This is a genomic window from Streptomyces sp. NPDC033178, from assembly GCF_055577685.1.
This window is the reverse complement of record NZ_JBVIPT010000002.1, coordinates 108995-133177: the sequence shown is the minus strand read 5'-3', so window position 1 is coordinate 133177 and position 24183 is coordinate 108995. Positions and strand designations below refer to the sequence as shown.

22 protein-coding genes are annotated in these 24183 nt (G+C 70.7%); 10 read left to right on the top strand and 12 right to left on the bottom strand.

The window, feature by feature from the left end:
• Positions 1-26: 26 nt before the first annotated feature.
• Complete coding sequence (locus ACZ5VQ_RS04555; protein WP_469103662.1) at positions 27-890, top strand: L,D-transpeptidase family protein; 864 nt, start codon at positions 27-29, stop codon at positions 888-890.
• A 220-nt stretch (positions 891-1110) separates the two neighbouring features.
• Here ACZ5VQ_RS04555 and ACZ5VQ_RS04550 read toward each other — a convergent pair whose 3' ends face one another.
• The 5 genes from ACZ5VQ_RS04550 to ACZ5VQ_RS04530 form a co-directional block, all read right to left on the bottom strand.
• The gene (locus ACZ5VQ_RS04550; RefSeq protein WP_469103661.1) at positions 1111-2487 is read right to left on the bottom strand and encodes a hypothetical protein; all 1377 of its coding nucleotides are present in this window, start codon (positions 2485-2487) and stop codon (positions 1111-1113) included.
• Positions 2487-3161 carry an RNA polymerase sigma factor gene (locus ACZ5VQ_RS04545; protein ID WP_055617921.1) on the bottom strand — a complete coding sequence of 225 codons (675 nt, stop codon included), beginning with the start codon at positions 3159-3161 and terminating at the stop codon, positions 2487-2489. Before ACZ5VQ_RS04545 ends, ACZ5VQ_RS04550 begins: the two co-directional genes overlap by 1 nt.
• A 382-nt stretch (positions 3162-3543) precedes the next feature.
• Positions 3544-4275, bottom strand: a complete 732-nt coding sequence (locus ACZ5VQ_RS04540) for a hypothetical protein (protein ID WP_469103660.1) — start codon at positions 4273-4275, stop codon at positions 3544-3546.
• Between the two features lie 39 nt (positions 4276-4314).
• Positions 4315-4932: an RNA polymerase sigma factor gene (locus ACZ5VQ_RS04535; RefSeq protein ID WP_469103659.1), complete on the bottom strand. Its 618-nt coding sequence runs from the start codon at positions 4930-4932 to the stop codon at positions 4315-4317.
• Positions 4933-5037: 105 nt separating this feature from the next.
• The gene (locus ACZ5VQ_RS04530) at positions 5038-5556 is read right to left on the bottom strand and encodes a hypothetical protein (RefSeq protein ID WP_469103658.1); all 519 of its coding nucleotides are present in this window, start codon (positions 5554-5556) and stop codon (positions 5038-5040) included.
• A 352-nt stretch (positions 5557-5908) separates the two neighbouring features.
• Here ACZ5VQ_RS04530 and ACZ5VQ_RS04525 point away from each other — a divergent pair, with 352 nt between their 5' ends.
• Complete coding sequence (locus ACZ5VQ_RS04525) at positions 5909-8575, top strand: FG-GAP-like repeat-containing protein (RefSeq protein WP_469104059.1); 2667 nt, start codon at positions 5909-5911, stop codon at positions 8573-8575.
• A 244-nt stretch (positions 8576-8819) separates the two neighbouring features.
• On the opposite strand, the gene ACZ5VQ_RS04520 is transcribed toward ACZ5VQ_RS04525, so the two are convergent.
• The 3 genes from ACZ5VQ_RS04520 to ACZ5VQ_RS04510 all read right to left on the bottom strand — a co-directional run bounded on the left by ACZ5VQ_RS04520 (position 8820) and on the right by ACZ5VQ_RS04510 (position 11799).
• Entirely contained in the window at positions 8820-9398 is a 579-nt protein-coding gene (locus ACZ5VQ_RS04520) for a hypothetical protein (protein ID WP_469103657.1), read from the bottom strand.
• A gap of 99 nt (positions 9399-9497) precedes the next feature.
• Positions 9498-10016 carry a hypothetical protein gene (locus ACZ5VQ_RS04515; protein WP_200396253.1) on the bottom strand — a complete coding sequence of 173 codons (519 nt, stop codon included), beginning with the start codon at positions 10014-10016 and terminating at the stop codon, positions 9498-9500.
• Positions 10017-10212: 196 nt separating this feature from the next.
• Entirely contained in the window at positions 10213-11799 is a 1587-nt protein-coding gene (locus ACZ5VQ_RS04510; protein WP_469104058.1) for a beta-N-acetylhexosaminidase, read from the bottom strand.
• Between the two features lie 497 nt (positions 11800-12296).
• Between ACZ5VQ_RS04510 and ACZ5VQ_RS04505 the strand changes: the two genes are divergently transcribed.
• The 6 genes from ACZ5VQ_RS04505 (at position 12297) to ACZ5VQ_RS04480 (ending at position 17204) form a co-directional block, all read left to right on the top strand.
• A complete protein-coding gene (locus ACZ5VQ_RS04505; protein WP_469104057.1) occupies positions 12297-12749 on the top strand; it encodes a 2-oxo-4-hydroxy-4-carboxy-5-ureidoimidazoline decarboxylase in 453 nt (150 codons plus the stop codon).
• Positions 12750-12954: 205 nt separating this feature from the next.
• The gene (sdhC, locus tag ACZ5VQ_RS04500; protein ID WP_079053671.1) at positions 12955-13335 is read left to right on the top strand and encodes a succinate dehydrogenase, cytochrome b556 subunit; all 381 of its coding nucleotides are present in this window, start codon (positions 12955-12957) and stop codon (positions 13333-13335) included.
• An 8-nt stretch (positions 13336-13343) separates the two neighbouring features.
• Complete coding sequence (locus ACZ5VQ_RS04495) at positions 13344-13829, top strand: succinate dehydrogenase hydrophobic membrane anchor subunit (protein ID WP_469103656.1); 486 nt, start codon at positions 13344-13346, stop codon at positions 13827-13829.
• A gap of 19 nt (positions 13830-13848) precedes the next feature.
• Positions 13849-15606: a succinate dehydrogenase flavoprotein subunit gene (sdhA, locus tag ACZ5VQ_RS04490; protein ID WP_469103655.1), complete on the top strand. Its 1758-nt coding sequence runs from the start codon at positions 13849-13851 to the stop codon at positions 15604-15606.
• Positions 15606-16385 carry a succinate dehydrogenase iron-sulfur subunit gene (locus ACZ5VQ_RS04485; protein ID WP_469103654.1) on the top strand — a complete coding sequence of 260 codons (780 nt, stop codon included), beginning with the start codon at positions 15606-15608 and terminating at the stop codon, positions 16383-16385. The genes sdhA and ACZ5VQ_RS04485 overlap by 1 nt, the downstream gene beginning before the upstream one ends.
• Before the next feature lie 210 nt (positions 16386-16595).
• On the top strand, positions 16596-17204 hold the full coding sequence (locus ACZ5VQ_RS04480) for a Uma2 family endonuclease (protein WP_469103653.1): 609 nt from the start codon (positions 16596-16598) through the stop codon (positions 17202-17204).
• 115 nt (positions 17205-17319) lie between these two features.
• Here the strand turns inward: ACZ5VQ_RS04480 and ACZ5VQ_RS04475 are convergent, their stop codons facing one another.
• Complete coding sequence (locus ACZ5VQ_RS04475; protein ID WP_469103652.1) at positions 17320-17523, bottom strand: hypothetical protein; 204 nt, start codon at positions 17521-17523, stop codon at positions 17320-17322.
• A 419-nt stretch (positions 17524-17942) separates the two neighbouring features.
• Between ACZ5VQ_RS04475 and ACZ5VQ_RS04470 the strand changes: the two genes are divergently transcribed.
• Positions 17943-19097 (top strand): serine hydrolase domain-containing protein, encoded by a 1155-nt coding sequence (locus tag ACZ5VQ_RS04470; RefSeq protein WP_469103651.1) that lies wholly within the window; start codon positions 17943-17945, stop codon positions 19095-19097.
• On the opposite strand, the gene ACZ5VQ_RS04465 is transcribed toward ACZ5VQ_RS04470, so the two are convergent.
• From ACZ5VQ_RS04465 to ACZ5VQ_RS04455, 3 genes are all read right to left on the bottom strand, one after another.
• A complete protein-coding gene (locus ACZ5VQ_RS04465; protein WP_469103650.1) occupies positions 19084-21555 on the bottom strand; it encodes a DUF4132 domain-containing protein in 2472 nt (823 codons plus the stop codon). The two genes, ACZ5VQ_RS04470 and ACZ5VQ_RS04465, sit on opposite strands and share 14 nt — an antisense overlap.
• A complete protein-coding gene (locus ACZ5VQ_RS04460) occupies positions 21555-21947 on the bottom strand; it encodes a hypothetical protein (protein WP_469103649.1) in 393 nt (130 codons plus the stop codon). The genes ACZ5VQ_RS04465 and ACZ5VQ_RS04460 overlap by 1 nt, the downstream gene beginning before the upstream one ends.
• Before the next feature lie 128 nt (positions 21948-22075).
• Entirely contained in the window at positions 22076-23089 is a 1014-nt protein-coding gene (locus ACZ5VQ_RS04455) for an aldo/keto reductase (RefSeq protein WP_469103648.1), read from the bottom strand.
• Between the two features lie 206 nt (positions 23090-23295).
• On the opposite strand from ACZ5VQ_RS04455, the gene ACZ5VQ_RS04450 reads away from it, so the two are divergent.
• Positions 23296-24171, top strand: coding sequence for a helix-turn-helix transcriptional regulator (locus tag ACZ5VQ_RS04450; RefSeq protein ID WP_469103647.1), 876 nt, complete (start codon positions 23296-23298; stop codon positions 24169-24171).
• Positions 24172-24183 lie beyond the last annotated feature (12 nt).

Sequence of the window (24183 nt, the reverse complement as noted above, 5' to 3'; positions counted from 1 at the left end):
GGGTCGGTGAGCAACGGGGGGTTCGGATGCGTATTCCGGTCATGTGGCGAACAGGCGCGGTGGCGACGACGATGGCGGCGCTCGTCGCGGTGAGCGGATGCACCGTCCAGGCCGTCGGCACGCCCGCCGAGGGGACCACCGGCGGGCAGACAGCCGCCGGGAGGACACCGGCCGGTACGTCTCCTCCGACGCCCGGCGCCTCCCCGGACGACGCCAAGCCGTCGAAGCCGAAGCCCGCCGCGCCGCCCGCGCCCGCTCCCAGGACCCTGTGGTCGAAGGGTGACCGGGGCCGGGACGTACGGGAACTGCAGGCCCGGCTGCGTCAGGTGTTCTGGCTCTTCGAGGGGCCGACCGGGACGTACGACGGCTCGACCGTCACCGCGGTGAAGGGCTTCCAGGGCAAGCGGGGCCTGCCGAAGACCGGGAGGACGGACACCGTGACGTGGCAGCGGCTGCTGGGGATGACACGCGAGCCCGGCAAGTGGGAGCTGTACGCGTCGGGCGGTCAGCCGGCCGCGACGCCCGACCCGCGCTGTATGACGGGCCGGGTGCTGTGCGTCAGCAAGACGAGCCGCACCCTGCGCTGGATGATCGACGGCCGCACGGTCTCGACGATGGACGTGCGCTTCGGCTCGCAGTACACGCCGACCCGGGAAGGTGTCTTCAACGTCTACTTCAAGTCGCGCCACCATGTGTCGACGATCTACGACTCACCCATGCCGTACGCGATGTTCTTCAGCGGCGGCCAGGCCGTCCACTACTCCTCGGACTTCGCGGCGACGGGCTACTACGGAGCCTCGCACGGCTGCGTGAACGTACGGGACGAAGGGAAGATCGCCGCACTGTTCTCCCAGGTGAGGAACGGCGACAAGGTCGTCGTCTACTGGTGAGGAACCGGCGGCGGGAAGAGTACGTGGGCGCGGGCGGGACCGGGGGAACGTGTCCCGCCCGCGCCACTGTGCACAGAGCCGTGGGTACGGGGGGAACCCCGGCTCGTGCGACAGCCGATGACCAGTCGGCTCGCTTACTACTGCGTCAGGGCGGCTGAAAACGTCACACCCGGCGGGCGGCAGCCTGGCCACGGTGGAAAACCGCAGGCCGGGCGGCGGGTCAGGAGCGTGACGAGAGCGCGGGGAGCGCACGCGGGGCGGATGCCTCGGGTCCCGTGGAGCGGGCCGGGGCGGAGGGCGCGGAGGTGACGGCGGCCGTGGGCCTCGTCGGCGCGCCGGCGCGTGCGTCGACATCGGCATCGGCATCGGCATCGGCATCGGGGGCCAGTGCCCGAATCGGTGCCTGGGTCTGTGACTGAGTCTGCGCCTGGGTCGGTGTCTCGGCCGGTGCCTGAAGCAGCGTCCGTACGGGTGTCGGCGGCCGCGTCGCCGAGGGCCGGGCGGCGGGGGCGAAGGCCGTGGGCTCGGCCGCGCCGGTGGCGAGGCGGACCGTGCCGCTGCCGCCCCGGAACACGCCCGCGCCTATGTGCGAGCCGTCGCCGCCCCCATCGCCGTCGTCGTCGCCACCCCCGCCGTCCCTGCCCTCGCGGTCGTTGTTCCAGCCCGAGCCGCCCCGGCCCGACTCGCCCCTGCCCGACCCGCTCCCGCTGCGGCTGTCACCGGAGCCCTGGTCTTCCCAGCTCTTCAGGATGCCGTTGCAGTACTTCTTCACCTGCTCGGCGCCGTTCGCCGCGTCCTCCAGGCCGCGTCTGCGCTCGGAGTCGAGGTTCTTGCCGTCGCGGAAGTCGCGGCAGACCGAGGCGAGCCAGCGCCACCCCGGCCCGGGCCGCCCTTCGCGCCGGTCGTCGCCGGGATCGGGCCGTGCGCCCGGGTCCGTACCGCCGCGCGCCTCTCCGCCCGGGGCCGAATCCTTGCCGGTCGGGCCGCCCGCGCTGCCGTCGGGCCGCGGCTTGTCGGGGCCGCCGCCCGGCTTCTTCTCGGGGGACGGCGAGACGAGTGGGCGGTCCGGGGTGACGTCGACCGTCGCGGACGAGCCGGGTTCCGGTTCCTCTGCGCCGAACGGCAGGACACCGGAGGTCGCGGCCATGGCGGCCCCGCCGATCATCCCCGCGGCCAGCGCGGCGGCGAGTCCGTATCGCACCGGGCGGCCCCAGCGGGAGGGGGCGCGCCGATGTGCGGCGGGACGGCCGAGGTGGATCAGGCCCGCGTCGGAGGAGATCTGGGAGGCCGCGGAGGAAGCGGCGGCGGCCGCTGCCGCCGAGCGGGTACGCGTGCGCGGGCCGAGGCTTGCCTGTTCGCCGTTCTTGCCGGTGCGTGTTTCGCGGAAGGCGGCCAACGCGGCGGCCTCGCCCGGGAGTTCGGCGTCGGTCGGCGTGGAGTCGGCAGCCTGCATGCCCAGCGCGTCGAGAGCTTCGAGCGCCTCGGTGAGCCGATCGGCCTGGTCGCGGATGTCGGCGTCGACGGCGTCCAGCGGCTCGCCGCGCAGCAGCCGCTCCGCCGTGTCGCGGTCCAGCCACCTGTACTGCTCGTCGGCCATCACATGTCCTTCTGCGTCCGCGAACGCGTATGCGTCACACCGGCGGACGTCACCGCGCGGGTACGCGGCTCTGCGTGTGGGGGTCTTTGTGGGGGTACGGAACTCAGGGATCCGGCCGATTCCGGATCCGCGCCGATCAGCTCCGCGAGCCGCTTCAGACCGCGGTGCGCGGCCGTGCGGACGGCGCCCGGCCGTTTGCCCAGGGTCTCGGCGGCGGTCTTCGCGTCGAGGCCGACGACGACGCGCAGCACGACGGCCTCGGCCTGGTCCTGCGGGAGCTGGGCTATGAGGGAGAGCGTGCTGCCGGTGGCGAGGGCCTCGATGGCCTCACCGGCGGTGTCGGACTCGGCCGCCCTGCCGGTGAGCTCGGTCTCGTCGCCGCCTATCGCGGGGCGGCGGCCGCGCATGCGTATGTGGTCGAGGGCTCGGTTGCGGGCGATCCGGGCCGCCCAGCCGCGGAAGCGGTCGGCGTCGCCGCTGAACCGTTCGAGGTCGCGGGCGATCTGCAGCCAGGCCTCGGACGTGACGTCCTCCGCGTCCGGGTCTCCGACCAGCGTCCGTACGTACCCGAGGAGCCGTGGATGCACGGCTCGGTACACAGTCCGGAACGCGGTCTCGTCTCCGTCCTGTGCCGCAAGCACCGCGGCGGTCAGCTCCGCGTCGTCCCCCAGCACCGCACTCCCTCATGCGCCTTGAACCGGCGCCGCTCTCGCGGACGTGGTTGCCCACCACCGTGGTCGCTCAGTCGATGGTTGCGGTCGTGGATCCTTCGTGGATTCAGCGCGGCCGCAGTCCGGCGCGAAAGGCACGTTACGGCGTGAAACCGTTCCCCGTCCATGTCCGTACAACGTGCAACTATCGCGTTCCGGCGTGGGGTGTGACACAAAACGCACCTTCGACGCTGAAGCAAGTACGGGCCGCCGCGCGGCCCGTGCCGCGCGACGGCCGGGGCCTCTCCTGTGGGGGGTGGCGGCCCCGGCCGTTGCCATCGGCACGATGAGGCCGGGCCTTTGCCCCGCTTTTCACCCTTTGTCGACCGCCCCCGGCCACTCCTGGTCAGTCGGCCTTGCCCTTCGGGCTCTTCGTACTCTTCGGGTTCTTCGTGGCGCCGCTGCCGGGAGCCGTGGACGCCTTGGGTGATTTGCCCGGCCTGCCCACGCCGGCGTTCTCGTTCTCTTTCTTCTTCCCCTTCTTCTCGGCCAGCTGCTCGGCGCAGTACGCCTCGACGTTCTCCTCGCCGCCCGCGGCTTGTATCAGTCGCTGCCAGGCGGTCGAGTCGAGGGCCTTGCCGCGGTTCCTGACGGAGTCGTACGCGCGGCAGTGGGCCTCGGTCTCCTGGGCGGACGGCGGACGGCGGACACCGCGGTCGGCCTGCGCGGGCACGGACGGATCCGGCGCGGCGGCGGTCGGGCCGGTCGGAGCGCTGCTCGTGGGCAGAGGCCCGCCCCGCTCGGCACCCTCGTCCCGCGTTCCGCCGCCCCCCGTGCCGATGGCCGCGACCGCCACCCCGCCGAGCGTCACGCTCGCCACCAGCGCGACCAGGGTCGCCCGCACCGGCCGGCCGCCCCGCCGCTCTCGCTCCGGCCGCCAGTCGTCCCGCCGCCGGTTGCGCACCGCCGCCCGGTGCGTCCCCTCGTCGCGCGCCGCCCGGAACGCGGCGAGCACCCGCCTCTCGGCATCGACGTCGACCGCGCCGCCGCGCACGGCGGCGGCGAGCAGTTCACCGAGGTCGGGCGGGTTCGCGGCAGGGGGGTTCGGAGGGCCGTCGGGGCCGTGTTGTTCAGGCATGTCCGTATCCACCCTCGCCGGCCATGGACTGCTTGCCGTTCATCTCGACTCCCCCAGCGTGCTGGGCCCGTCATCCGTCACACCTTCCGCGCCCAGCCGGCGGGCGAGGTGTTTCAGGCCCCGGTGCGCGGCGGTGCGTACGGCGCCGGGACGTTTGCCGAGGACGCGCGCGGCCGCGGGGCCGTCGAGGCCGACGACGACGCGCAGCAGTACGGCCTCGGCCTGGTCGGGCGGGAGACTCGAGACGAGTTCGAGCGCGTACTCCGTGGAGAGGGACTCCAGTGCCTGGTCCTGCGTGCTGTGCGGGCCGGGCAGGTCGAGCATGTCCTGTTCCAGCGCGGACGCCCGCGGCCGCACCTTCAGCCGCCGCAGATGGTCGAGGGCCCGGTGCCGGGCGATGGTCGCGGTCCAGCCGCGGAACCCCGCCCCGTCGCCGCGGAACCGCCCCAGGTCCCGGGCGATCTCCAGCCACGCGTCCGACGCCACGTCCTCCGCCTCGTCGCCGACCAGCCCCCGCAGATACCCGAGCAGTCCGGGCTGCACGATCCGGTACGCGACGGCGAAGGCGGCCTCGTCCCCGTCCTGCGCCCGTGCGACGGCCGCGCCCAGCTCACCGTCGGACGTCCGCCCGCGGCGGGGTTCCCCTCCCTGGCCCAACAGTGTCCTCGTTCACGCCGAGTTCGTACCGAATCCGCACCGCGGGGCGCGGGTCGCCATGCCCGCGCGCCTCCAAGGTCATCAGCGTCGAACGGCACGGAAATGTCACAGCCCGTCAAACGCCGCACCGGTCCCACGACCGGCACGAGTACCGGTCCCGCCGCTCCCACCCGCCTCGGCGGACCCGGGCTGCGCGGGCAGCCCCGGCAGCCCGGGCCGTGCCCGCCCGTGCAGTTGCAGATAGAAGGTCCGAAGGGACTCCCGCTCCCCCGCCTCGAACCGTTTCACGACCTTGCCCAGCGGATTCCAGAGCCGCCCGTCCGGCATCCGCACGCCCACCGGCCGGCCGAACAACTCCCGCTGCTCCTCGTCGAATTCGACCCACACGGCACCGGCCCGGCGGACGAGCACCTCACCGGCGTACACCCCGAGCCCGAACAGCACGTGCCCCACGGCCGTGCGGTCGCGGCCGCTCTTGCGCAGCCCGTCGACGATGAAGTCGACGACCCGCAGGCTCGCGACCGAGTAGTCCAGCGGCAGCCGGCTGCGGGCCGTGACGTCCCGTACGAACTCCGCCGCGTGCCGCCGCATCCGCAGATCGGCTGACAGTCTTGTCCTTTCCACCGCTTCCGCCCCCCTGGCTCGCCGCTCACGCATCTGCCTCTGGCAGACCAAGCGGGGCGGGCTCCAGGAACATCACACGTCACCGAAGTGACAAGGGTCACGTGACAAGTCGGCGATACCCGTACAACCATCCGACTCCTTCGGACGTCTGCGCGAAAGCGAAGTGACGTACCCCACACCCCTGTTGGGTGATGTTTAACCTCGTCTTACCGCTGAATTAGAAAGCCACCCCAGTGACGGGTGGGTTTTTTGTGAGGCTTTTCTAGGGGTGGGGTAATTGAGTCGCCGGACGACCCATGCGTACAAGCCGCTGAGTCTGAAGCGGAGAGCGTGGCTGACGATAGGGGCCGTGGTGCTGGGCGGGACGGGTGCCGTGACGTACGCCGTCGCGAACCCGAGCTCGGACCCGGCCGTGGACACCGCGCGCAGTAAGCGGCCCGTGAAGGTGCACGATCTCACGATGCGGAGCGACGGCACGGGCCGGCGGGAGGTCGAGCGGACGAGCACCGCTCAGTTCTCGCTGCTCGGCGTCACCTGGACCGGCGCGAAGACCGAGCTGGACGGCACCGCCCAGGTACGCACCCGCGACCTGGCGACGGGTGAGTGGACCGGCTGGCAGAACCTGGATCTGGAGCCGCACCCGGTCGACAAGGCCGAGCCGGGCGCCAAGGAGGCCCGCGGCGCCTCCGACCCGCTGTGGGTCGGCCCGAGCGACGGCGTCGAGGCACGGGTCGTCGCGGCCGACGGCTCGACGAGTTCCCCGCTGCCCAAGGGCCTTGAGGTCAGCCTGGTCGACCCGGGTGTGACCTCGGCCGAGGCGAAGAACAAGGCGCTCGGCACGACGACCGGCACCTCCCTGGAGAACGCCGCCTTCGTCGCCGAGGACCCGACCGACTCGCCGACTCCGACCGACCCGGCCTCGGACTCCCCGTCACCGACGGAGTCCACGGGTACGGAGCCCACGACCAGCGCCCCGGCGACGCCCACCGAGAGCACGTCGGAGAGCCCGTCGGAGTCCGCTTCCCCGACCCCCGACCCGGTGCCGTCCCCGCCGCCGTCCAACGTGGCGCAGCCGCCGATCGTCTCCCGCGCCCAGTGGGGCGCCGACGAGTCGATGGTCAAGGACCCGCCGGAGTACATCGACAAGGTCAGCGCGGTCTTCGTGCACCACACGGTCGGCACGAACGACTACAGCTGCGCCGAGTCCCCGGCGCTGGTGCGCGGCATCATGGCGTACCACGTGCAGAGCGAGGGGTGGAACGACCTCGGCTACAACTTCCTGGTCGACAAGTGCGGCCGGATCTTCGAGGGCCGCGGCGGCGGCATCGACCTGCCGGTGCGCGGCGCGCACACGTACGGCTTCAACGGCGACTCGGCGGGCATCGCCGTCCTCGGTGACTTCGAGGGCGCTGCCGCCACCTCCACCACTCCGGCGAAGGCCGCGGGCAAGCCTTCCCGGGCCGCCCTGGAGTCCGTGGCGCGCGTCGCCGCGTGGAAGCTGGGCCAGTACGGGGGCAACCCGAGCGGCCAGGTCACGCTGACCGCCGCCGCCGACACGGGGGTGTGGAAGGCGGGCCAGCAGGCCACGCTGAACACCATCTCCGGCCACCGCGACGGCTTCGCCACCGCGTGCCCCGGCAAGAACCTGTACTCGAAGCTGAGCGAGATCCGCCGGTACGCGTCCAGCCCCGGCAAGAACTCCGCGATCCCCACGGCCGACTTCAACCGTGACGGCATCAGCGACGTCGTCGCCGCCACGCCCAAGGTCGGCAGCGGCTGGCTCACGCTCGTGCCGGGCGGCGTCAACGGCCCCGTCTCCGCCTCGAAGGTGAAGCTCAACCAGGGCAGCGCCGGCGTTCCGGGTGCCGCCGAGTCCGGCGACCAGTGGGGCACGGCCACGGCCTGGGGCGACATCAACGCCGACGGCTACGCGGACCTCGCGATCGGCGCACCCGGCGAGGACGACACGACCGGCCACGCCGACCGTGGTGCGGTGACGATCCTGTACGGCCCGAAGTTCGACACCGGTGCCGACACCATGGCGCTGGGCGACGACTACGAGCCGGCCGGTGCGCGGTTCGGCGCGACGGTCGCGGTCGGCGACTTCAACGCCGACGGCAAGGCGGACGTCTTCACGGCGGCCACCGGCACGGGCGGCAACTGGGCGGCCCGCTTCAACGACGGCCACGAGGTCGCGGGCGACCTCACCACCGTCTCCGGCGCCCTCTCGTACGCGGACGCCACGAGCGGTGACTTCAACCGGGACGGCTACGCGGACGTGGCGCTCAACTACCGCGACGCGTCCGGCGTCGGCAGGGTCACCTGGTTCAAGGGCTCCAAGTCGCTGGGCCTGTCGAAGGTTTCGACGATCTCCGTGAAGGGCGGCCGCTCCATCGCCTCGGGCGACGTGAACGGCAACGGCTACGACGACATCGTCATCGGGCAGCCGTACGCCACGGAGTCCGGCGCGATCTCCGGCGGCCAGGTCACCATGGTTCCGGGCACGTCCACCGGCTTCACCACGACCGGGATGACGAAGATCACCCAGGACACCGCGGGGGTCGCGGGCGCCAACGAGTCCGGCGACGCGCTGGGCACGTCGGTCTCCGTGGGCGACTTCAACGCCGACGGTTACGCGGACGTCCTCGCCGGCGCCCCGAACGAGGACATCACCCGCACCACCAACCGCGCCAACGCGGGCGCGATCTGGCTCTTCAAGGGTGCCTCTTCGGGCCTCACGGGCACCGGTTCGCTGTCCTACTCCCAGGACACGACGGGCATCGCCGGCTCCACGGAGAAGGACGACAAGCTGGGCTCGTCCGTCTCCCTGACGGACGTCTCGGGCCACGGCCGCGCTCATCTCCTCATCGGCGCGGAGGGCGAGGACACGGGCAACGGCACGCTCCTCTACCTCCCGACGACGGCCTCGGGCGTCTCCGTCGCCAAGTCGGTCTACTACGGCGTAACCCAACTCACCTCGCCGACGGCGGGCCGCCTGGGCCAGTTCCTGACCCCGTAGTCCCACGCGGGAGAGCCGGGGCCCACGCGTGTGGGTCCCGGCTTTTTCTCGCCCCCGCCGCCCCTACCCATTCCCGTCCCTGACTCAGGGGCTCCGCCCCCGAACCCCCGCTCCTCAAACGCCGGAGGGGCTGATTTCAGCCCGTCCGGCGTTTGAGGACAAGGCCGTTCAGGCCGATGCGGGGGTCTGGGGGCGGCAGCCCCCAGGGATGGGACGGGTAGGGGCGGCGGGGGCGAGGAACCCCTCAGACCCGCCCGCGGGCCCGGCGTGAGACGACCGCGCGCAGGACTCGACGGCCCTCCGTCGACAGGTCGAGCGCCTGGCGCAGCCCCGCCGGACCATGGGCGGAGAGCAGCTCCAGGATGGCGATCTGCCGCCGCAGTTCGGCCGCGACGAGCGGCGACATGTCCTGCGTACGCCCCTCACGCCGAGCTGTCACAGAGGACGCCCCGTCGCTCGCGGCATCGAGCAGCCGGTGGATCTGAAGCGCCGCGACGGAACAGGCATCCGCCCACTCGCGAAGGTTCCCGGCGCCCCGGTCCACGGGAACGGCACCGAGCATCCGCTGAGCAAGGACGGCGGCCTCCCCCTCGGCGAACCCCCCGCCCGCCGGGAAACCCGGCACATCGAGCTTGGCGCGCGCCTGCTCGACCCGCTCCCCCCAGTCCTCACCCCACGCCTCGCTCTCGGCAAGGCTCGCCCACAACGGCCGCAGGATCTCGTCGTCCCCGCCCAACAGCGGCACGCACCGGTCCAGACACGCCAGGCCGCTCGCCGCAAGACCACGCTCGTCGGCCTGAGCGATCAGTTCCACCAGGCTCATCACGCCTCCCTCGGTGGGGCCGCCTCTGGTAACGGAGCCCGCACTTCCCCTTACTGCGTGCACTGTGGCCGGAACGTCACACTGCGAGTTGGCCGAAATCTACATGGGGACGACGCCGAGCCGGTCCAGAAATCGGAAGAAAAGCATCTCGGCCGACGGATCGGCGTCGGCGGTGAGCACGTCGAGCAGGGGTTCCTCGGGCACGGGACGCCCCGATTCGGCGGCCCAGGCGACGGCCCGTCCGACGGCGTCGTGCGGTTCGAGGAAGAAGTCGTCGACGGCCAGCCCGTCCTCGTTGCCGCCGAGGTACCCGGCCATCGCGTCCCTGTCCAGGCAGGTCGTCCAGGCGCCGCTCTCGGGCGCGGCCGCCTCGACGACCACGCAGTCACTGTCCATCACGTACCCGAAGAGCGCGGGCGCGCCCGTCTCCTCGGCCAGGTCGTTCATGTTGCCGACGTCACCCTTGGCAGGGTCGTCGGGAGCGTTCGGGTACTCCCACACCTGCCAGCCGTCGTCCGCCGTCTGGTGCAGCGTCAGGCCCGTCGCGCCCGACAGCGCCTCCAGTTCCGCGAGCGGCTGCTCGCTCCTGCCTACGACGAAATATCCCCAGTAGCCCATCCCGCTCCCCCGGTGTATCGGTTCGGCCAGCGTGAATACACCACACACGCACGGCAGTTCGCCACCGAAACGGGCAAGCCGCCGCAACTACACCACACCGGCGCGTGATCCAGGCCAGGCCTTTTCGTCCTGCATACCGCCACCTGGGTGTTGACGTCCACGCGACACGACCGTCACGTACGCCTCGTCCGTATCCTCAGCCCAGCTTCCCCGCGAGCTCCTTGAACTCCGCCCACGGCATCCCCGGCTTCCGCGGATCCCACAGCTTCTGTGTCAGCGCTCGCAGCGGCATCCGGATCCCGGCCGCCACCTGGTCCTGCGTCTGCGAGCCGGAGAGGTCGCACCAGACGGCGAAGTAGCCGCCGAGGATCTGGTCGTCGTACTCCCGTGGCACCGGCGTCGTACCGCGCACGACGAGCGGGGTCCACTGCTCGTAGATGCGCTGCCCGGTCGGGTAGACGAAGGCGTTGGGCTGCCCGAGCACGTAGTACAGGTACTCGTCGTTGTAGTTGACAAGCTCGCGCCCGGCCCGCAGGTACTCGGCCGGCTGCCGCGCGCCGATCTCCTTGCCCGTCCAGTACGCGACCTGGATGTCGTCGTCGGCCTGCACGGCGCCCCCGGCGAAGAACCCGTCGTTCCAGGCCCGCGGGGTCCGGTCGTGCCCGCGCATCACACCGGCCCGGTCGTTGAGCCACCCGGTCGCGAGGTCCGCGATGCCGGCGCCCGAGCCGTACTTGTCCTTCGCGGCGGCGGCCAGCTGCGGATACGAGGAGGCCGGGTTCGACACCGTCAGCGCCCGGTACTCGTCGGCGCCGAGATGCCAGTACCGCCCGGGGAAGAGGTCCGCGTACTCGTTCAGCAGGTCGTCCACGATCTTCGCGGAGGCGGGCTTGGAGATGTCGAGCGAGCCCTGCGAGACCACCCCCTGCACGTTGCGGAGCTGGAGGTCCGGGTGGGCGGCGAGCACCGCGCCCAGGTGGCCGGGCGAGTCGATCTCGGGCACGACGGTGATGTGCCGGCTCGCCGCGAGCGCGAGGATGCGCCGCACCTCCGCCTTCGACAGATGCTGCTTCGACACGACCTCGGGATGCGAGTCGGAGGCGATCCGGAAGCCCTGGTCGTCGGAGAAGTGCAGCCCGAGCTGGTTGTACTTCAGGTCCCCCAGCTCACGGATCCGGTCCTCGATCCACCCGGCCGTGAAGTGCTTGCGCGCGATGTCCAGCATGAACCCGCGCTGCGGCTTGGCCGGCGAGTCCCGTACGACTCCCTCGGGCGCCGTGCCGCCCGCGCGCACCTCCTGCTTGAGCGTGCGCGTGCCGTAGAAGACACCCGCCTCGGCCGTCCCGCTGATCCGCACCCGCCCGTCCTTCACGGCCAGCGTGTACGACTCGGCGTTCGCGTCCTCGTCGGTGAGGCCCAGCTCCACGTCCCCGGCCCGCGCTCCGCCGGAGCCCGCGTAGGCCAGGCCCAGCTCGCCGGCTAGCAGCCGCCCCTCGTCCGCGAGCGCGTCGTCGCCCACGACGACCCGCCCGCCCTTCGCGGGACGCCAGCCGGGCCCGCGCGCCGGGATGTGCTCCCGTACGGCCGGGATGGTCCGAGGAGTCTTCGAGAGCGGATACGTCCGACTGGGTGACGGAGTGGGCGAAGTGGACGGTGTCGGCGCCAGGGCGGTTCTCCCGCCGGAGGGCCGCTGGGACGAGGGCGCGCCGGAGTCACCGCTCGGCCAGAGCCCGACGGTCAGCGCGGCACCCGCCGCGACCGCCACGCCCGCACCGACCAGCAGAGTCCTCCTGCCGCCCGGCAGGGACCGCGATGCCCTGCGCCCACGCCCGTTCACCACAGACCACTCACCCTCCTGCGATCACTCTCGTACGCTGTACCTTCACTGTGAACCTAGGCCCCGTCACCCGGGGCCGCCGTCCACCGCACGTTCTTAAACTCTCTCTTACGGGTGATATTCGGGCATCCGTCGGACAGGTCGCGTCACTCCTCGATAGCGTGATGACACATCTCTCACTTGACCCCCTGCCGAACCACGCGTGGCGCACTTCCGAGCGTCACCGAACCGCCGAGGAACCCACGCTGCCCGCGCACCGTCCTTCCCGCCTCCCCGGCCGGGCCGTCGCCATTCCGGAACCGTCCGAAGCGACCGAAGCGACCGACCAGTCGGAGCGCTCGGGGCCCTCGGGGCCCTCGGGGCCCTCGGAACTGCCGGGGCAGACCCGCTCGGCGCCGGATCCCACCGGAGCCCGTCCCACCGGCCTGGACCGGTTCAACGGCATGCCCTCCGACGAGGCCGAGCGCGCCCTCCTCGCCTGCTGCGGCAGCCACCACTGGGCCCGCCGGATCGCCGCCCACCGCCCGTACCCCGACCTGGACGCCCTGCTGGCCGCGGCCGACGAGGCGGCGTACGACCTGACCCCCGGCGATCTCGCCGAGGCCCTGGCCTGCGAATCCCTCACGCTCCTCCCGGAAGGCGCGTACTCCGCGGCCCACACCGCCCTGAGCGCCGCCCACGCCGCCTACGAGAGCCGTTTCGGCCACGTCTTCGTCATCTGCCTGGACGACACGGCCCCCGAGGAGGCCCTCGACCAGGTCCTGGCCGGAATCCGATCACGATTGACAAACGATCCGGACGAGGAACGAGTCCTGACGGCCGAAGAACTCCGCCGCCTGGCAAGGGGCCGCCTCACCAGGTCGTTCAGGGCCGCAGGCAACTGCGCGGTCTCTTAGAGGCCCGGGTGCCGCCCCCGCCTCACCTACGGGGTAGCCCGTCCGTGTCCCATATGACTGCCGGTTCGATCACATCGGTAGGCCCGCCGTAAACGTTCCGACAACACGTCGCTACGATGGCCAGGGCCGGTGGACCGTACCCGGCCGGGCCCGTCCGACACAGAAGCCGGCGCGGCCCCAATCCCCGCTCCCGGAGGGTTCTTCCGTGCCGGCTGGAACGCTGTACCGCGGCCGGGAAGGAATGTGGTCATGGGTGGCTCATCGAGTCACCGGCGTCCTCATCTTCTTCTTCCTGTTCGTACACGTGCTGGACACCGCTCTTGTCCGTGTCTCCCCCGAGGACTACGACAAGGTCGTAGCCACCTACAAGACGCCGATCGTCGCGCTGCTGGAGTACGGCCTCGTCGCCGCCATCCTCTTCCACGCGCTCAACGGCCTGCGTGTGATCGCCGTCGACTTCTGGTCGAAGGGACCGCGCTACCAGAAGCAGATGCTCTGGACCGTGGTCGGCATCTGGGTCGTGCTGATGGTCGGGGCCCTGTACCCCGTACTCGGCCACGCCGCTCGTGAAGTCTTCGGGAGCTGACGCCAACAATGTCCACCACTGAGAAGACCGCCGCCTCCGGCATCGGCCCCGTCGAGGGCTCGTCCCTCTACAGCGTCGACAACCCGGCGCCCCTGATCGAGGCCCCGCGCAAGCGGACGAAGAAGACCCCGAAGTCCACCCGTGGCAACTTCGAGATGGCCGCATGGCTCTTCATGCGTCTGTCCGGCATCGTCCTCGTCGTCCTCGTCATCGGCCACCTGCTGATCCAGCTCGTCCTCGACGGAGGCGTCTCCAAGATTGGCTTCGCCTTCGTGGCGGGCCGCTGGGCGTCCCCGTTCTGGCAGACGTGGGACCTGCTGATGCTGTGGCTGGCGATGCTGCACGGCGCCAACGGCCTGCGCACGGTCATCAACGACTACGCGGAGCGCGCGAACACCCGGCTGTGGCTCAAGGGCCTGCTCTACACGGCCACGGTGTTCACCATCCTGCTGGGCACGCTGGTGATCTTCACCTTCGACCCGAACATCCGCTAGATCCGGGGCTACGAGAATCATGAAGATCCACAAGTACGACACAGTCATCGTCGGCGCGGGCGGCGCCGGCATGCGCGCCGCGATCGAAGCGACGAAGCGCAGCCGTACCGCCGTGCTCACGAAGCTCTACCCCACCCGCTCCCACACGGGCGCCGCGCAGGGCGGCATGGCCGCCGCGCTGGCCAACGTGGAGGAGGACAACTGGGAGTGGCACACCTTCGACACGGTCAAGGGCGGTGACTACCTGGTCGACCAGGACGCCGCCGAGATCCTGGCGAAGGAGGCCATCGACGCGGTCCTCGACCTGGAGAAGATGGGCCTGCCGTTCAACCGCACGCCGGACGGCACCATCGACCAGCGCCGCTTCGGCGGTCACAGCCGCAACCACGGCGAGGCCCCGGTCCGCCGGTCCTGCTACGCGGCCGACCGCACCGGCCACATGATCCTCCAGACGCTGTACCAGAACTGCGTGAAGGAGGGCGTCGAGTTCTTCAACGAGTTCTACGTCCTCGACCAGCTCATCACCGAGATCGACGGCGTCAAGCACTCGGCCGGTGTCGTCGCGTACGAACTGGCGACCGGTGAGATCCACGTCTTCCAGGCGAAGGCCGTGATCTACGCGTCCGGCGGCACGGGCAAGTTCTTCAAGGTGACGTCGAACGCGCACACGCTGACGGGTGACGGACAGGCGGCGGTCTACCGTCGCGGCCTGCCGCTGGAGGACATGGAGTTCTTCCAGTTCCACCCGACCGGCATCTGGCGCATGGGCATCCTGCTGACGGAGGGCGCCCGCGGCGAGGGCGGCATCCTCCGCAACAAGGACGGCGAGCGCTTCATGGAGAAGTACGCGCCGGTGATGAAGGACCTGGCGTCGCGAGACGTGGTGTCGAGGTCCATCTACACGGAGATCCGCGAGGGCCGCGGCTGCGGTCCCGAGGCGGACCACGTCTACCTCGACCTCACGCACCTCCCGCCGGAGCAGCTGGACGCCAAGCTCCCGGACATCACCGAGTTCGCCCGCACCTACCTGGGCATCGAGCCGTACACGGACCCGATCCCGATCCAGCCCACCGCGCACTACGCGATGGGCGGCATCCCGACGAACGTCGAGGGTGAGGTCCTGTCGGACAACACCACGGTCGTCCCGGGCCTGTACGCGGCCGGCGAGGTCGCCTGCGTGTCCGTCCACGGCGCGAACCGCCTGGGCACGAACTCCCTCCTGGACATCAACGTGTTCGGGCGTCGCGCGGGTATCGCGGCGGCGGAGTACTCGGCGAAGACGGCCGCGCACGTCGAGCTGCCGGAGGAGCCCCAGTCCCTGGTCGTCGAGCAGATCGAGCGGCTGCGGTCGTCCACGGGCAACGAGCGCGTGGCGGACATCCGCCGCGAGCTGCAGGAGTGCATGGACGCCAACGTCATGGTGTTCCGCACCGAGCAGACGATCAAGACGGCCGTGGAGAAGATCGCGGAGCTGCGCGAGCGCTACCGGAACGTCTCGATCCAGGACAAGGGCAAGCGGTTCAACACCGACCTGCTGGAGGCCGTCGAGCTCGGCAACCTCCTGGACCTGGCCGAGGTCATGGCGGTCTCCGCCCTCGCCCGCAAGGAGTCCCGCGGCGGTCACTACCGCGAGGACTACCCGAACCGCGACGACGTCAACTTCATGCGCCACACCATGGCGTACCGCGAGGTCGGCGACGACGGCACCGAGTCCATCCGTCTCGACTACAAGCCGGTCGTCCAGACCCGCTACCAGCCGATGGAGCGTAAGTACTGATGGCTACCCCTACCCTGGACAAGGCGGACGCGGCCGGCACCCCCGAGCCCGGTTTCGCCGACTCCCCGTACATCACGGCCACCTTCCGCATCCGCCGCTTCAACTCCGAGCTCTCGGCGGAGGCGGTCTGGGAAGACTTCCAGCTGGAGATCGACCCGAAGGAGCGCGTCCTGGACGCGCTGCACAAGATCAAGTGGGACCTGGACGGCACCCTCACCTTCCGCCGGTCCTGCGCGCACGGCATCTGCGGCTCGGACGCCATGCGGATCAACGGCAGGAACCGCCTCGCCTGCAAGACGCTGATCAAGGACCTCAACCCCGAGAAGCCCATCACGGTCGAGCCCATAAAGGGCCTGACGGTCCTGAAGGACCTGGTCGTGGACATGGAGCCGTTCTTCCAGGCGTACCGCGACGTCATGCCCTTCCTCATCACGAAGGACACGAACGAGCCGACCCGGGAACGCCTCCAGACGGCGGAGGACCGCGAGCGCTTCGACGACACCACGAAGTGCATCCTCTGCGCGGCCTGCACCTCCTCCTGCCCGGTCTTCTGGAACGACGGCCAGTACTTCGGCCCGGCCGCGATCGTCAACGCGCACCGTTTCATCTTCGACTCGCGTGACGAGGCGGGCGAGCAGCGCCTGGAGATCCTGAACGACAAGGACGGCGTCTGGCGCTGCCGCACCACGTTCAACTGCACGGACGCCTGCCCCCGAGGCATCGAGGTCACCAAGGCGATCCAGGAAGTGAAGAGGGCGCTGATCACGCGCCGCTTCTGACGTCTTTCGACACCACGACGGGGCCTTGCCTCCGCATCGGCGGAGGCAAGGCCCCGTTCTGTCGTGGCGTGATCCCGCCACCCCCGCGCCGACGGCCTCAGGATCTCGAAGCGCCGACCACACGTTCGGGTGACGCCACTCGGTACCGGACACCTGGCGCGCACTCGGCCTACGATGATGCTCTCGACACCAGCCCACAGGAGGCACGTGATGTCCGCAGCACCTGTCGAGGGGCCGCACGGCGACCGGCCGCTCACCGCGGAGGCCAACCGGCTCATGGACCGCAATCCGGGCTACCGCGTCGAGATCATCGGAGGCCAGATCCTCGTGACGCCACCCCCGGACGGAGCTCACGCCCGCGCCTTGACCAAGCTCATGAGTCCCTTCATGACGGCCGGTCTCGACGGCGGCGAGACAGAGGTGGTCCAAGGTGTGGGCCTATGGCTTCCCGACGGCCCCGAGGACTACTCGGTCCCGGACCTCGCCGTGGTCGACGCCGACTTCGAAGAGCACTACATTGAGAACAACTGCTACGAACCGCTCCCCTTCCGTCTCGTCCTGGAAGTCACCTCCAGCAACTACCAGACGGATCTGCGCACCAAGGTCACGGCGTACGCCAATGCCAAGGTGCCCGTGTACGTGATCGTCGACCGCAAGCACAACCGCCTGCACGTCCTCACCGAGCCGATCTCCAACGGGTACGACGAACACCGGGTCCACGCTCCCGGGCAGCAGGTCACCCTGCCCGACTCGATCGGCGCCAAGGTCACGCTCGACGTGGCGGAGATCCTCGCTGCCGGGCAGCCGAAGCGGGACTGAGTCGAGGAGACTCGGCGGCTCCGGGCCCGCTGGTTCGTGGGAATCCGGTTACAGGTGGCACTCTGGCACCGACCGTGACGTGCGGGGCGTGAAGAACATGTGGCACGTCCGCCCGTCACCACAGTGGCCGCTTACGGTCCTGATCATCGACGAGGCGCACACTTTCTTCCGCGAGTGCAAAGGGCAGCGACGTCAGCACCAGGCGGCCGGCCACGCTGACGGCGGAGGACGCCAGGCTGGTGGAGGGCCTGGTCAAGCCTGGCCGCAACGTCGGCATCCTGGTGATCCCGATCAGCCGGAAGACCACCGGCGACGCCATCCCCACCTCCATCCGTGATGTGTGCCCCATCGGGCTGTCCTTCGCGCAGAAGAGGGTGGGGGCCGCGGTAGTCGCGCTGGGTGAGGCATCTGCACCTAGCCCGATGCCAACCCGGTGACCTCGAAGGACCCCGCCTATATCGGGGTCACGGTGATGGCGATACAGGGCCGCCCCGGTTACACCCGCATCCGCACCCCTACCCTCACTCGCCGAGTACCAGCAGAGCGGCCTGGTCCACTTCCACTCCGTCATCCGCCTCGACGGCCCCACCGGCTCCCCCTCCCGCAATCAGCCTGAAGGGTATGGAAGCCTCCATAACAGGTCCCGTGCCGGGCAGGGACAGGCTCAGGGTGAGGTCAGGGTCGTGTCCGGGATCTTCCCGATGGAAGGGAGGGATGTGCGGCGCGAGGCTGGTGGGCATGGCGAACTTACGTGGACACAAGAGGCGTTGGAGGACGGCGGCCGCCGCCGGGGCGGTGGCGGCCGTGATGGTGGCGGGGACCGTGCCGGCGATGGCCGCGGGTCCCGGGCACGGGGTGGTCCGTGGTGACCGAGGGCTCGACAAGAGTGACCGGGGGCTCGACAAGGAGGCGTTGCGGGCGGCGCTCGCCGGGCTGCCCGATGAGAACGTGATGGGCGGGCTGATCCGGATGTCCGGGACGGACGGTCGCTGGGCGGGTACGGCCGGTCCGTCCGTGCCGGCCGCCGACGCGCACTTCAGGATCGGCAGTGTCACGAAGATCTTCACGTCGACCGTCCTGCTCCAACTGGCCGCCGAGGGACGGCTGACGCTGGACGACACGGTGCAGGAGTTGATGCCTGGCCTTCTGCCGGCCGGCTACTACCCCGTCACCGTGGGCCAGTTGCTCAGCCACACCAGCGGCCTGCAGATCATGACCTGCGCCACGGAGAACATGTCACCGCGCGAGGCCGTGGACGCCTCCCTGGCCTGCGGAGAGCCGACGGAACCGGGCAAGGCCACGCGGTACAACGGCATCAACTACTTCATCGCGGGTCTGATCATCGAGCAGGTGACCGGGCACGCGTACGGCTCCGAGGTCCGCACCCGCATCCTGGAACCCCTCCGTCTGCGCGACACGTACGTCCCGGCCCTCGACGACCGGTCGATCCCGGCGCCCTACACACGCGGCCTTGTCGTGGTCCCCGACTCCGGCGAGCTCAAGGACGTGAGCGTCCAGAACCCGTACGGCTGGGCGGAGGGCGGCATGATCTCCAACGCCCCCGATCTGGCACGCTTCTTCACGGCCCTGTACCGCGGCCGTCTCCTCCCGCCGGCCCAGCAGAAGGACCTGTTCCGGATGCCCGCCGTGGCATCCGGCGACAAGCAGTTCAGCTACGGCGGGCTCCAGCGCACCGAGTTCGCCGACGGCACGGTCGTCTGGGGCAAGAGCGGGCACGTCCCCGGCTACACGAGCGGCGCCTTCGCCACCCGCGATCTCCGTCGCCTCCTCGTCTACGCCCTCAACCCGACGGACCGGGCCCCGGAACTGCCGTACGTCCTGCGGATGGCGGGGGCCGCGTTCGACGTCCCGGTACCGGCTACAGCTGGCTGAGGATCGTCGGGTCCGTGATCTCCGTGTCCTTGGCCAGCATCATCGCCTTGCTGAGGATGACGGCGAGGGTGCGGTCTCCCTCGTACGGCAGGTAGCCGGTCTGGGGAGTCGTCGCGGACTTCGGGACGATGCACAGGTACTGGTCGTTCGGGGTCATGAGGATGTTGCCTGAGCCGAGGTGGATCTTGTACGTGTGGCGCTCGCCCTTCACGTGCAGGAAGCGGCCCTCCAGGGTGCAGCGGTCGGCTATCGCGAGCCGTGGGATCAGGCGGTCGAGGAGGGCCCGGCGGGTCTCGGCGCTCTGGTTCAGCTCGCCGAAGCTGTACCCCGACCAGTACTCCTGGAAGCGGCCGCCGGGGCCGCCGTCCTGCCAGGTCGGGTCGTTGCCGACGCTCGCGACACCCACGAACAGGTCGACGTCGCGCAGGACTTCGGAGAGGACGAGGGGTGGGATCTCGGTGAGGGGCAGGGGCTCGACCGGGTCCTGCCCGTCCCTCAGCCACATGCTGTACTCGCCGCCGTAGCAGTGCGCCGAGTTCTCCGGGGCGTCGATCGGGTAGAAGCGGACCTGGTCGGTGCGCAGCCGCAGGTAGCTGCCGGACTCCGTGGTGTCCTCGCCGTACTCCTCGCCGTCGCCCTCGATCCAGTACTCGGCGCGCAGGCCCCACTGGGGCAGCTCCCGGCCGGCCGGCGGAGCCGAGTCGTCGACGCACAGCCGGAGCTTGTTGCGCCAACCCCTGATCGCGGCCAGCGAGTTGAACTGGTGCTGCCGAAGCACATGTGCCGCGAAACGGTTCGAGTAGGTGCCCGTGGCGCGCTCGGCGTCGGTGAGCAGGTACACCTCGCGGTGGGCCTGCTTGAACGGCTGGGTGATCTCGTGCCGTTCCAGCCAGTCGCGCCAGGCGACGACCTCGGCGGGTTCGTGTCCCACCGGGTGCCAGAGCTCGACCTCCGAACCCGTGGTCACCGGGTCGTCGGTGAGTGTGCGCAGCTCGCCGTCGGCGAACCCGACCGGTCTGCCGTCGACCGTCCACAGGAGGCGCCGGGCGAGGGTGCCGACCAGCGGGTGGTCGATGTAGCGCTCGCGCCAGGCGTCGTACGCCCAGGTGCGCCGGGCCAGGAACTGGCGGTCGAGCCGCTCCGCCTGCGCCGAGAGCATCCTGTCGATGTCCTTGGCGGCGGCCTTGAGCTCCGTGAGCTCGTCGGCGTGGTCCCGCTTGACGGCGGCGGGCACGCTCTTGACCTCCTTGCCTGCCGCGTTGCGCCAGCCGAGCACGGACTTGGTGCCGTGGACCTCGATGAGGGCGGTGACGTCCCCGAGTTGGTGCCGGGCACGCCCCACCTCGGTGAGCCCGTACGCCGGGACGGCTAGCTCCTCGATCTCCTCCCTGCTCAGGCCGAGCGCGGTGGCGCGGGCCTCCAGCGCCACGTCGAGCAGCTTCGCCGTGTTCTTGTACGTCACCCGGGTGGCCAGGCGGGCCAGTTCGGCGAGGGCGGCCTCGCTGTCGACGCGGGAGAGCGCGATGACGCCCGCGTTGGCGACCTTCGGGTTGCGCGGGCCCATTCCGGCGACCTTCTTGAGGGAGGTCTCGACGAGCGCGCCCAGCGCCCGGGCCGTGTCGGGGTGCGGCGGCAGGAGGGACAGCAGCCAGGTGAGTCCGCGCAGGGCGTTGGCGTTGTAGGGGTCGTAGGCGTTGTTGATGTCCGGCTCGTAGCTCTGGCGTTCCAGCGGGATGGTGCGCGGGCGGCCGACGAGGGCGAGCCAGGACAGCACGGTCTGCCCGACCCGGTCCGCTCCGATGGTGTCGATGAGGGCCTGGGCCTGCTTGTCCCACTTGGCGCTGGGCTTGGAGGCGGTGGCCGTGAGCGCGTGGACGAGCAGGGCGTGCCAGGGGTCGTCGTCCGAGCCGGTGAGCTGCTCCATGGCGTGATCGGCCCACGCCTCGCCGACGTTGAGGACAGGGGTGGTGAGCTTCCTGACCAACTCCACGAGGTGCTCCGCGCGGTAGGCGACCAGGGCCGTACGACGGAGGACGGCCACGACGGAGGGTGCGAGCTGTCTCCCGGTCGCGAGCTCCGCCTCCGCCAGGAGGTCGAGGCGCGTGGCGTGCCAGAAGGAGTGCCGGGCGCCGAGCGCTTCCAGCTCCGCCAGCCGCTCGGTGGGCAGGAAGAAGTCGTCGGGCAGGTCACGGGCGATGATGCCGAGCAGCGTCAGCACCTTCTGCCGGGTCTCCGGCTCGGTGCCGAGCGAGTGGAAGCGCTCGATGAGGGCGTGGGCGAGCCGACGACGCTCCTCCATGGGCAGGCTGCGCAGGGCGTCGAAGATCTCGCCCCAGTCGTCACCCCAGAAGCCGTGGTTGGCGACAGCGGCCTTCAGCGCCTCGTCGGCGAGTCTGCCCATGTTCCCCGCGGCGATCTGGTTGCGGATCTTCTGCTTGTGCGATCGCATCGACGTCATCAGCCACCCACCAGCGCGACGAGCTTCAGGAACGTGACCTCGGTGCCGAGCGCCAGCTCGATCTCCTCGTCGAGGTCGGTGAGCTGCCGGTCCCCCACCAGCACCAGGAACCCGTTCCCCGCGAAGGCCTTGAGCGCCAAATCCGTCTGGGCCTCGGGGTCTATCCGGCGGGGTGTCCGCAACGCGTATCCGTTCAGCACGCGCTCGGTGTCCTCGGGCTGCACCAGCCCCTGGAACACCTCCGGCGTACGCGCGTTGAACTCGGCGACCTCCTGGAAGACCCGCCGCCGGATCAACTCGCGCAGTGCGAGCCGCTCCTCGGCGATCTCCAGCCCCCAGCCCGCAGCGCGGTCCCCACTTGTCGTCTCGTCGACGAACGTCACCATTCCCATGCCGTCGACAGTACGAGGCACCACTGACAATCAGTCACCGCGGGGGAAAGCTGGCGGCGGGGCCCCGGTTTCAGGGCCCCGCCGCACACTGCGGACCGTACCGTCCGCTGTGGGCCGTACCGTCCGCGCTACGTGCGGCGGCGCAGCGACGGGTCCGTCAACGCCGGCTGCTCGACGAAGTAGTTGTCGGCGCGGTTCAGGTCCGTGCCGGGCGGAACGATCTCGTCGATGCGGTCCAGGATCGCGTCGTCGAGGGTGACGTCGGCGCCCGCCAGCAGGTCGGTGAGCTGGTCCATCGTGCGCGGGCCGATGATGGCCGAGGTGACGCCCGGGTGGGCGCGTACGAAGGCCAGGGCCAGGTGCGGGAGCGGGAGACCGGCGTCGGCGGCGACCTTCTTGAGGTCGGCGACCGCGGCGAGCTTGGCCGCGTTGCCGGGCAGGGCCGGGTCGAACTTGAAGCCCTCCAGCTTGGCGCGCCCGCTGGCCGCGAGGTCACGGCCGGAGAGCCAGCCGGCGCTGAGCGGGCCCCAGGTCAGCGTGCCCATGCCGTAGCGCTGGGCCGCCGGAAGGATGCTGCCCTCCGCCCCGCGGGCCAGGATCGAGTAGGGCGGCTGCTCGGTACGGAACCGGACGTGGCCGCGCCGCTCGGCCGTCCACTGGGCCTCCACGATCTGGTCGGCCGGGAAGGAGGAGGAGCCCACGACCCGTACCTTTCCGGACCGTACGAGGTCGGACAGGGCGGACAGGGTCTCGTCGATGTCCGTGAGCGGGTCGGGGCGGTGCATCTGGTAGAGGTCGATGTAGTCGGTGTCCAGACGCCGCAGGCTGTCCTCGACCGCGCGCACGATGTAGCGGCGCGAGCCTCCCGCCAGGTTGGGCTCGTCGCCCATGGGGAGCCGGAACTTGGTGGCGAGGACGACCTCCTCGCGGCGCCCCTTGAGGGCCTTGCCGACGATCTCCTCGGACTCGCCGGTGCTGTAGATGTCGGCGGTGTCCACGAAGTTGATGCCCGCTTCCAGGGCCGCGTGGATGATCCGTACGGAATCGTCGTGGTCGGGGTTGCCGATCTCCCCGAACATCATCGCGCCGAGCGCGTACTCGCTGACCGAGATGCCGGTGCCGCCCAGAATCCTGCGCTGCATGAGTTGTCCAGCCTCCTAGGGCTTCACGTGGCTGTGGGCTTCACATGGCTGTGGGCTTGCTTCACGTGGCTGTGTGGATACCTTTCGACCCTCCCTCCCGCCGCACATCCGGACCAGGCCCGGTCCAGCCTGGGTCTGGCAGTACCAGGAAGCGGCGGTGGAGAAGCGGTCCGCGGCCATGGACCCGGCTGGGCGATACTCGGAGCATGGTCACGCGTCCCGAACCCGACATCAGCGCGTTCCTCAAGGCCCGCCGGGCCGCTCTCGACCCGGCCGAGCTGGGGCTCCCGGCGGGGGTCAACCGCAGACGGGTACCGGGCCTGCGGCGCGAGGAGGCCGCCCAGCTGGCGGGGATCAGCGTGGACTACTACACGCGCATCGAGCAGGGCCGTACGCCCAACATCTCGGACTCCGTCCTGGACGCCGTCGCCCGCGCGCTGCGGCTGACCGACTCCGAGTACGCCTATCTGCGGGACCTCACCCTTCCCGGACGCAGGACGCCGACGACGGGGGCGACAGGGACGACGGGGTCGCAGCAGGTTCGGCAGGGCATCCGGCTGCTGATGGACGCCATGGAGGACGTACCCGCGTACGTGTGCAGCGCGGCCATGGACGTCCTGGCCTGGAACACGCTCGGCGGGCGGATCTCCTACGACTTCGCCGCGCTGGAGCCGCGTGAGCGGAATCTGGCCCGGCTGTACTTCCTGGACGAGGAGCAGTCCAGGTCGCTGTATCCGGAGTGGGAGGCGGGCGGCGAGTACATGGCGGCGACGCTCCGCGCCGACGTGGGCCGGCACCCCGGCGACCCCGCCCTCGGCGCACTGATCGCCGACCTGCTGGAGCACAGCGCGCAGTTCCGCCGCTGCTGGGACCAGCAGCACGTACGGGGCCTGTGCTACGGCGTGAAGCACATCACCCACCCGGTGGCGGGCGAGCTGTGGCTGCACTACGAGTCGCTGCCGCTGCCCTCCGATCCCGGCCAGACCCTGGTCACGTTCACGGCGGAGACCGGCTCCGCGACGGACAGTGCGCTGCGGCTGCTCGCCACGCGCGCGACGCCGCAGCCGGTTCCGTCGCCCTGAGCGGACGGCGAC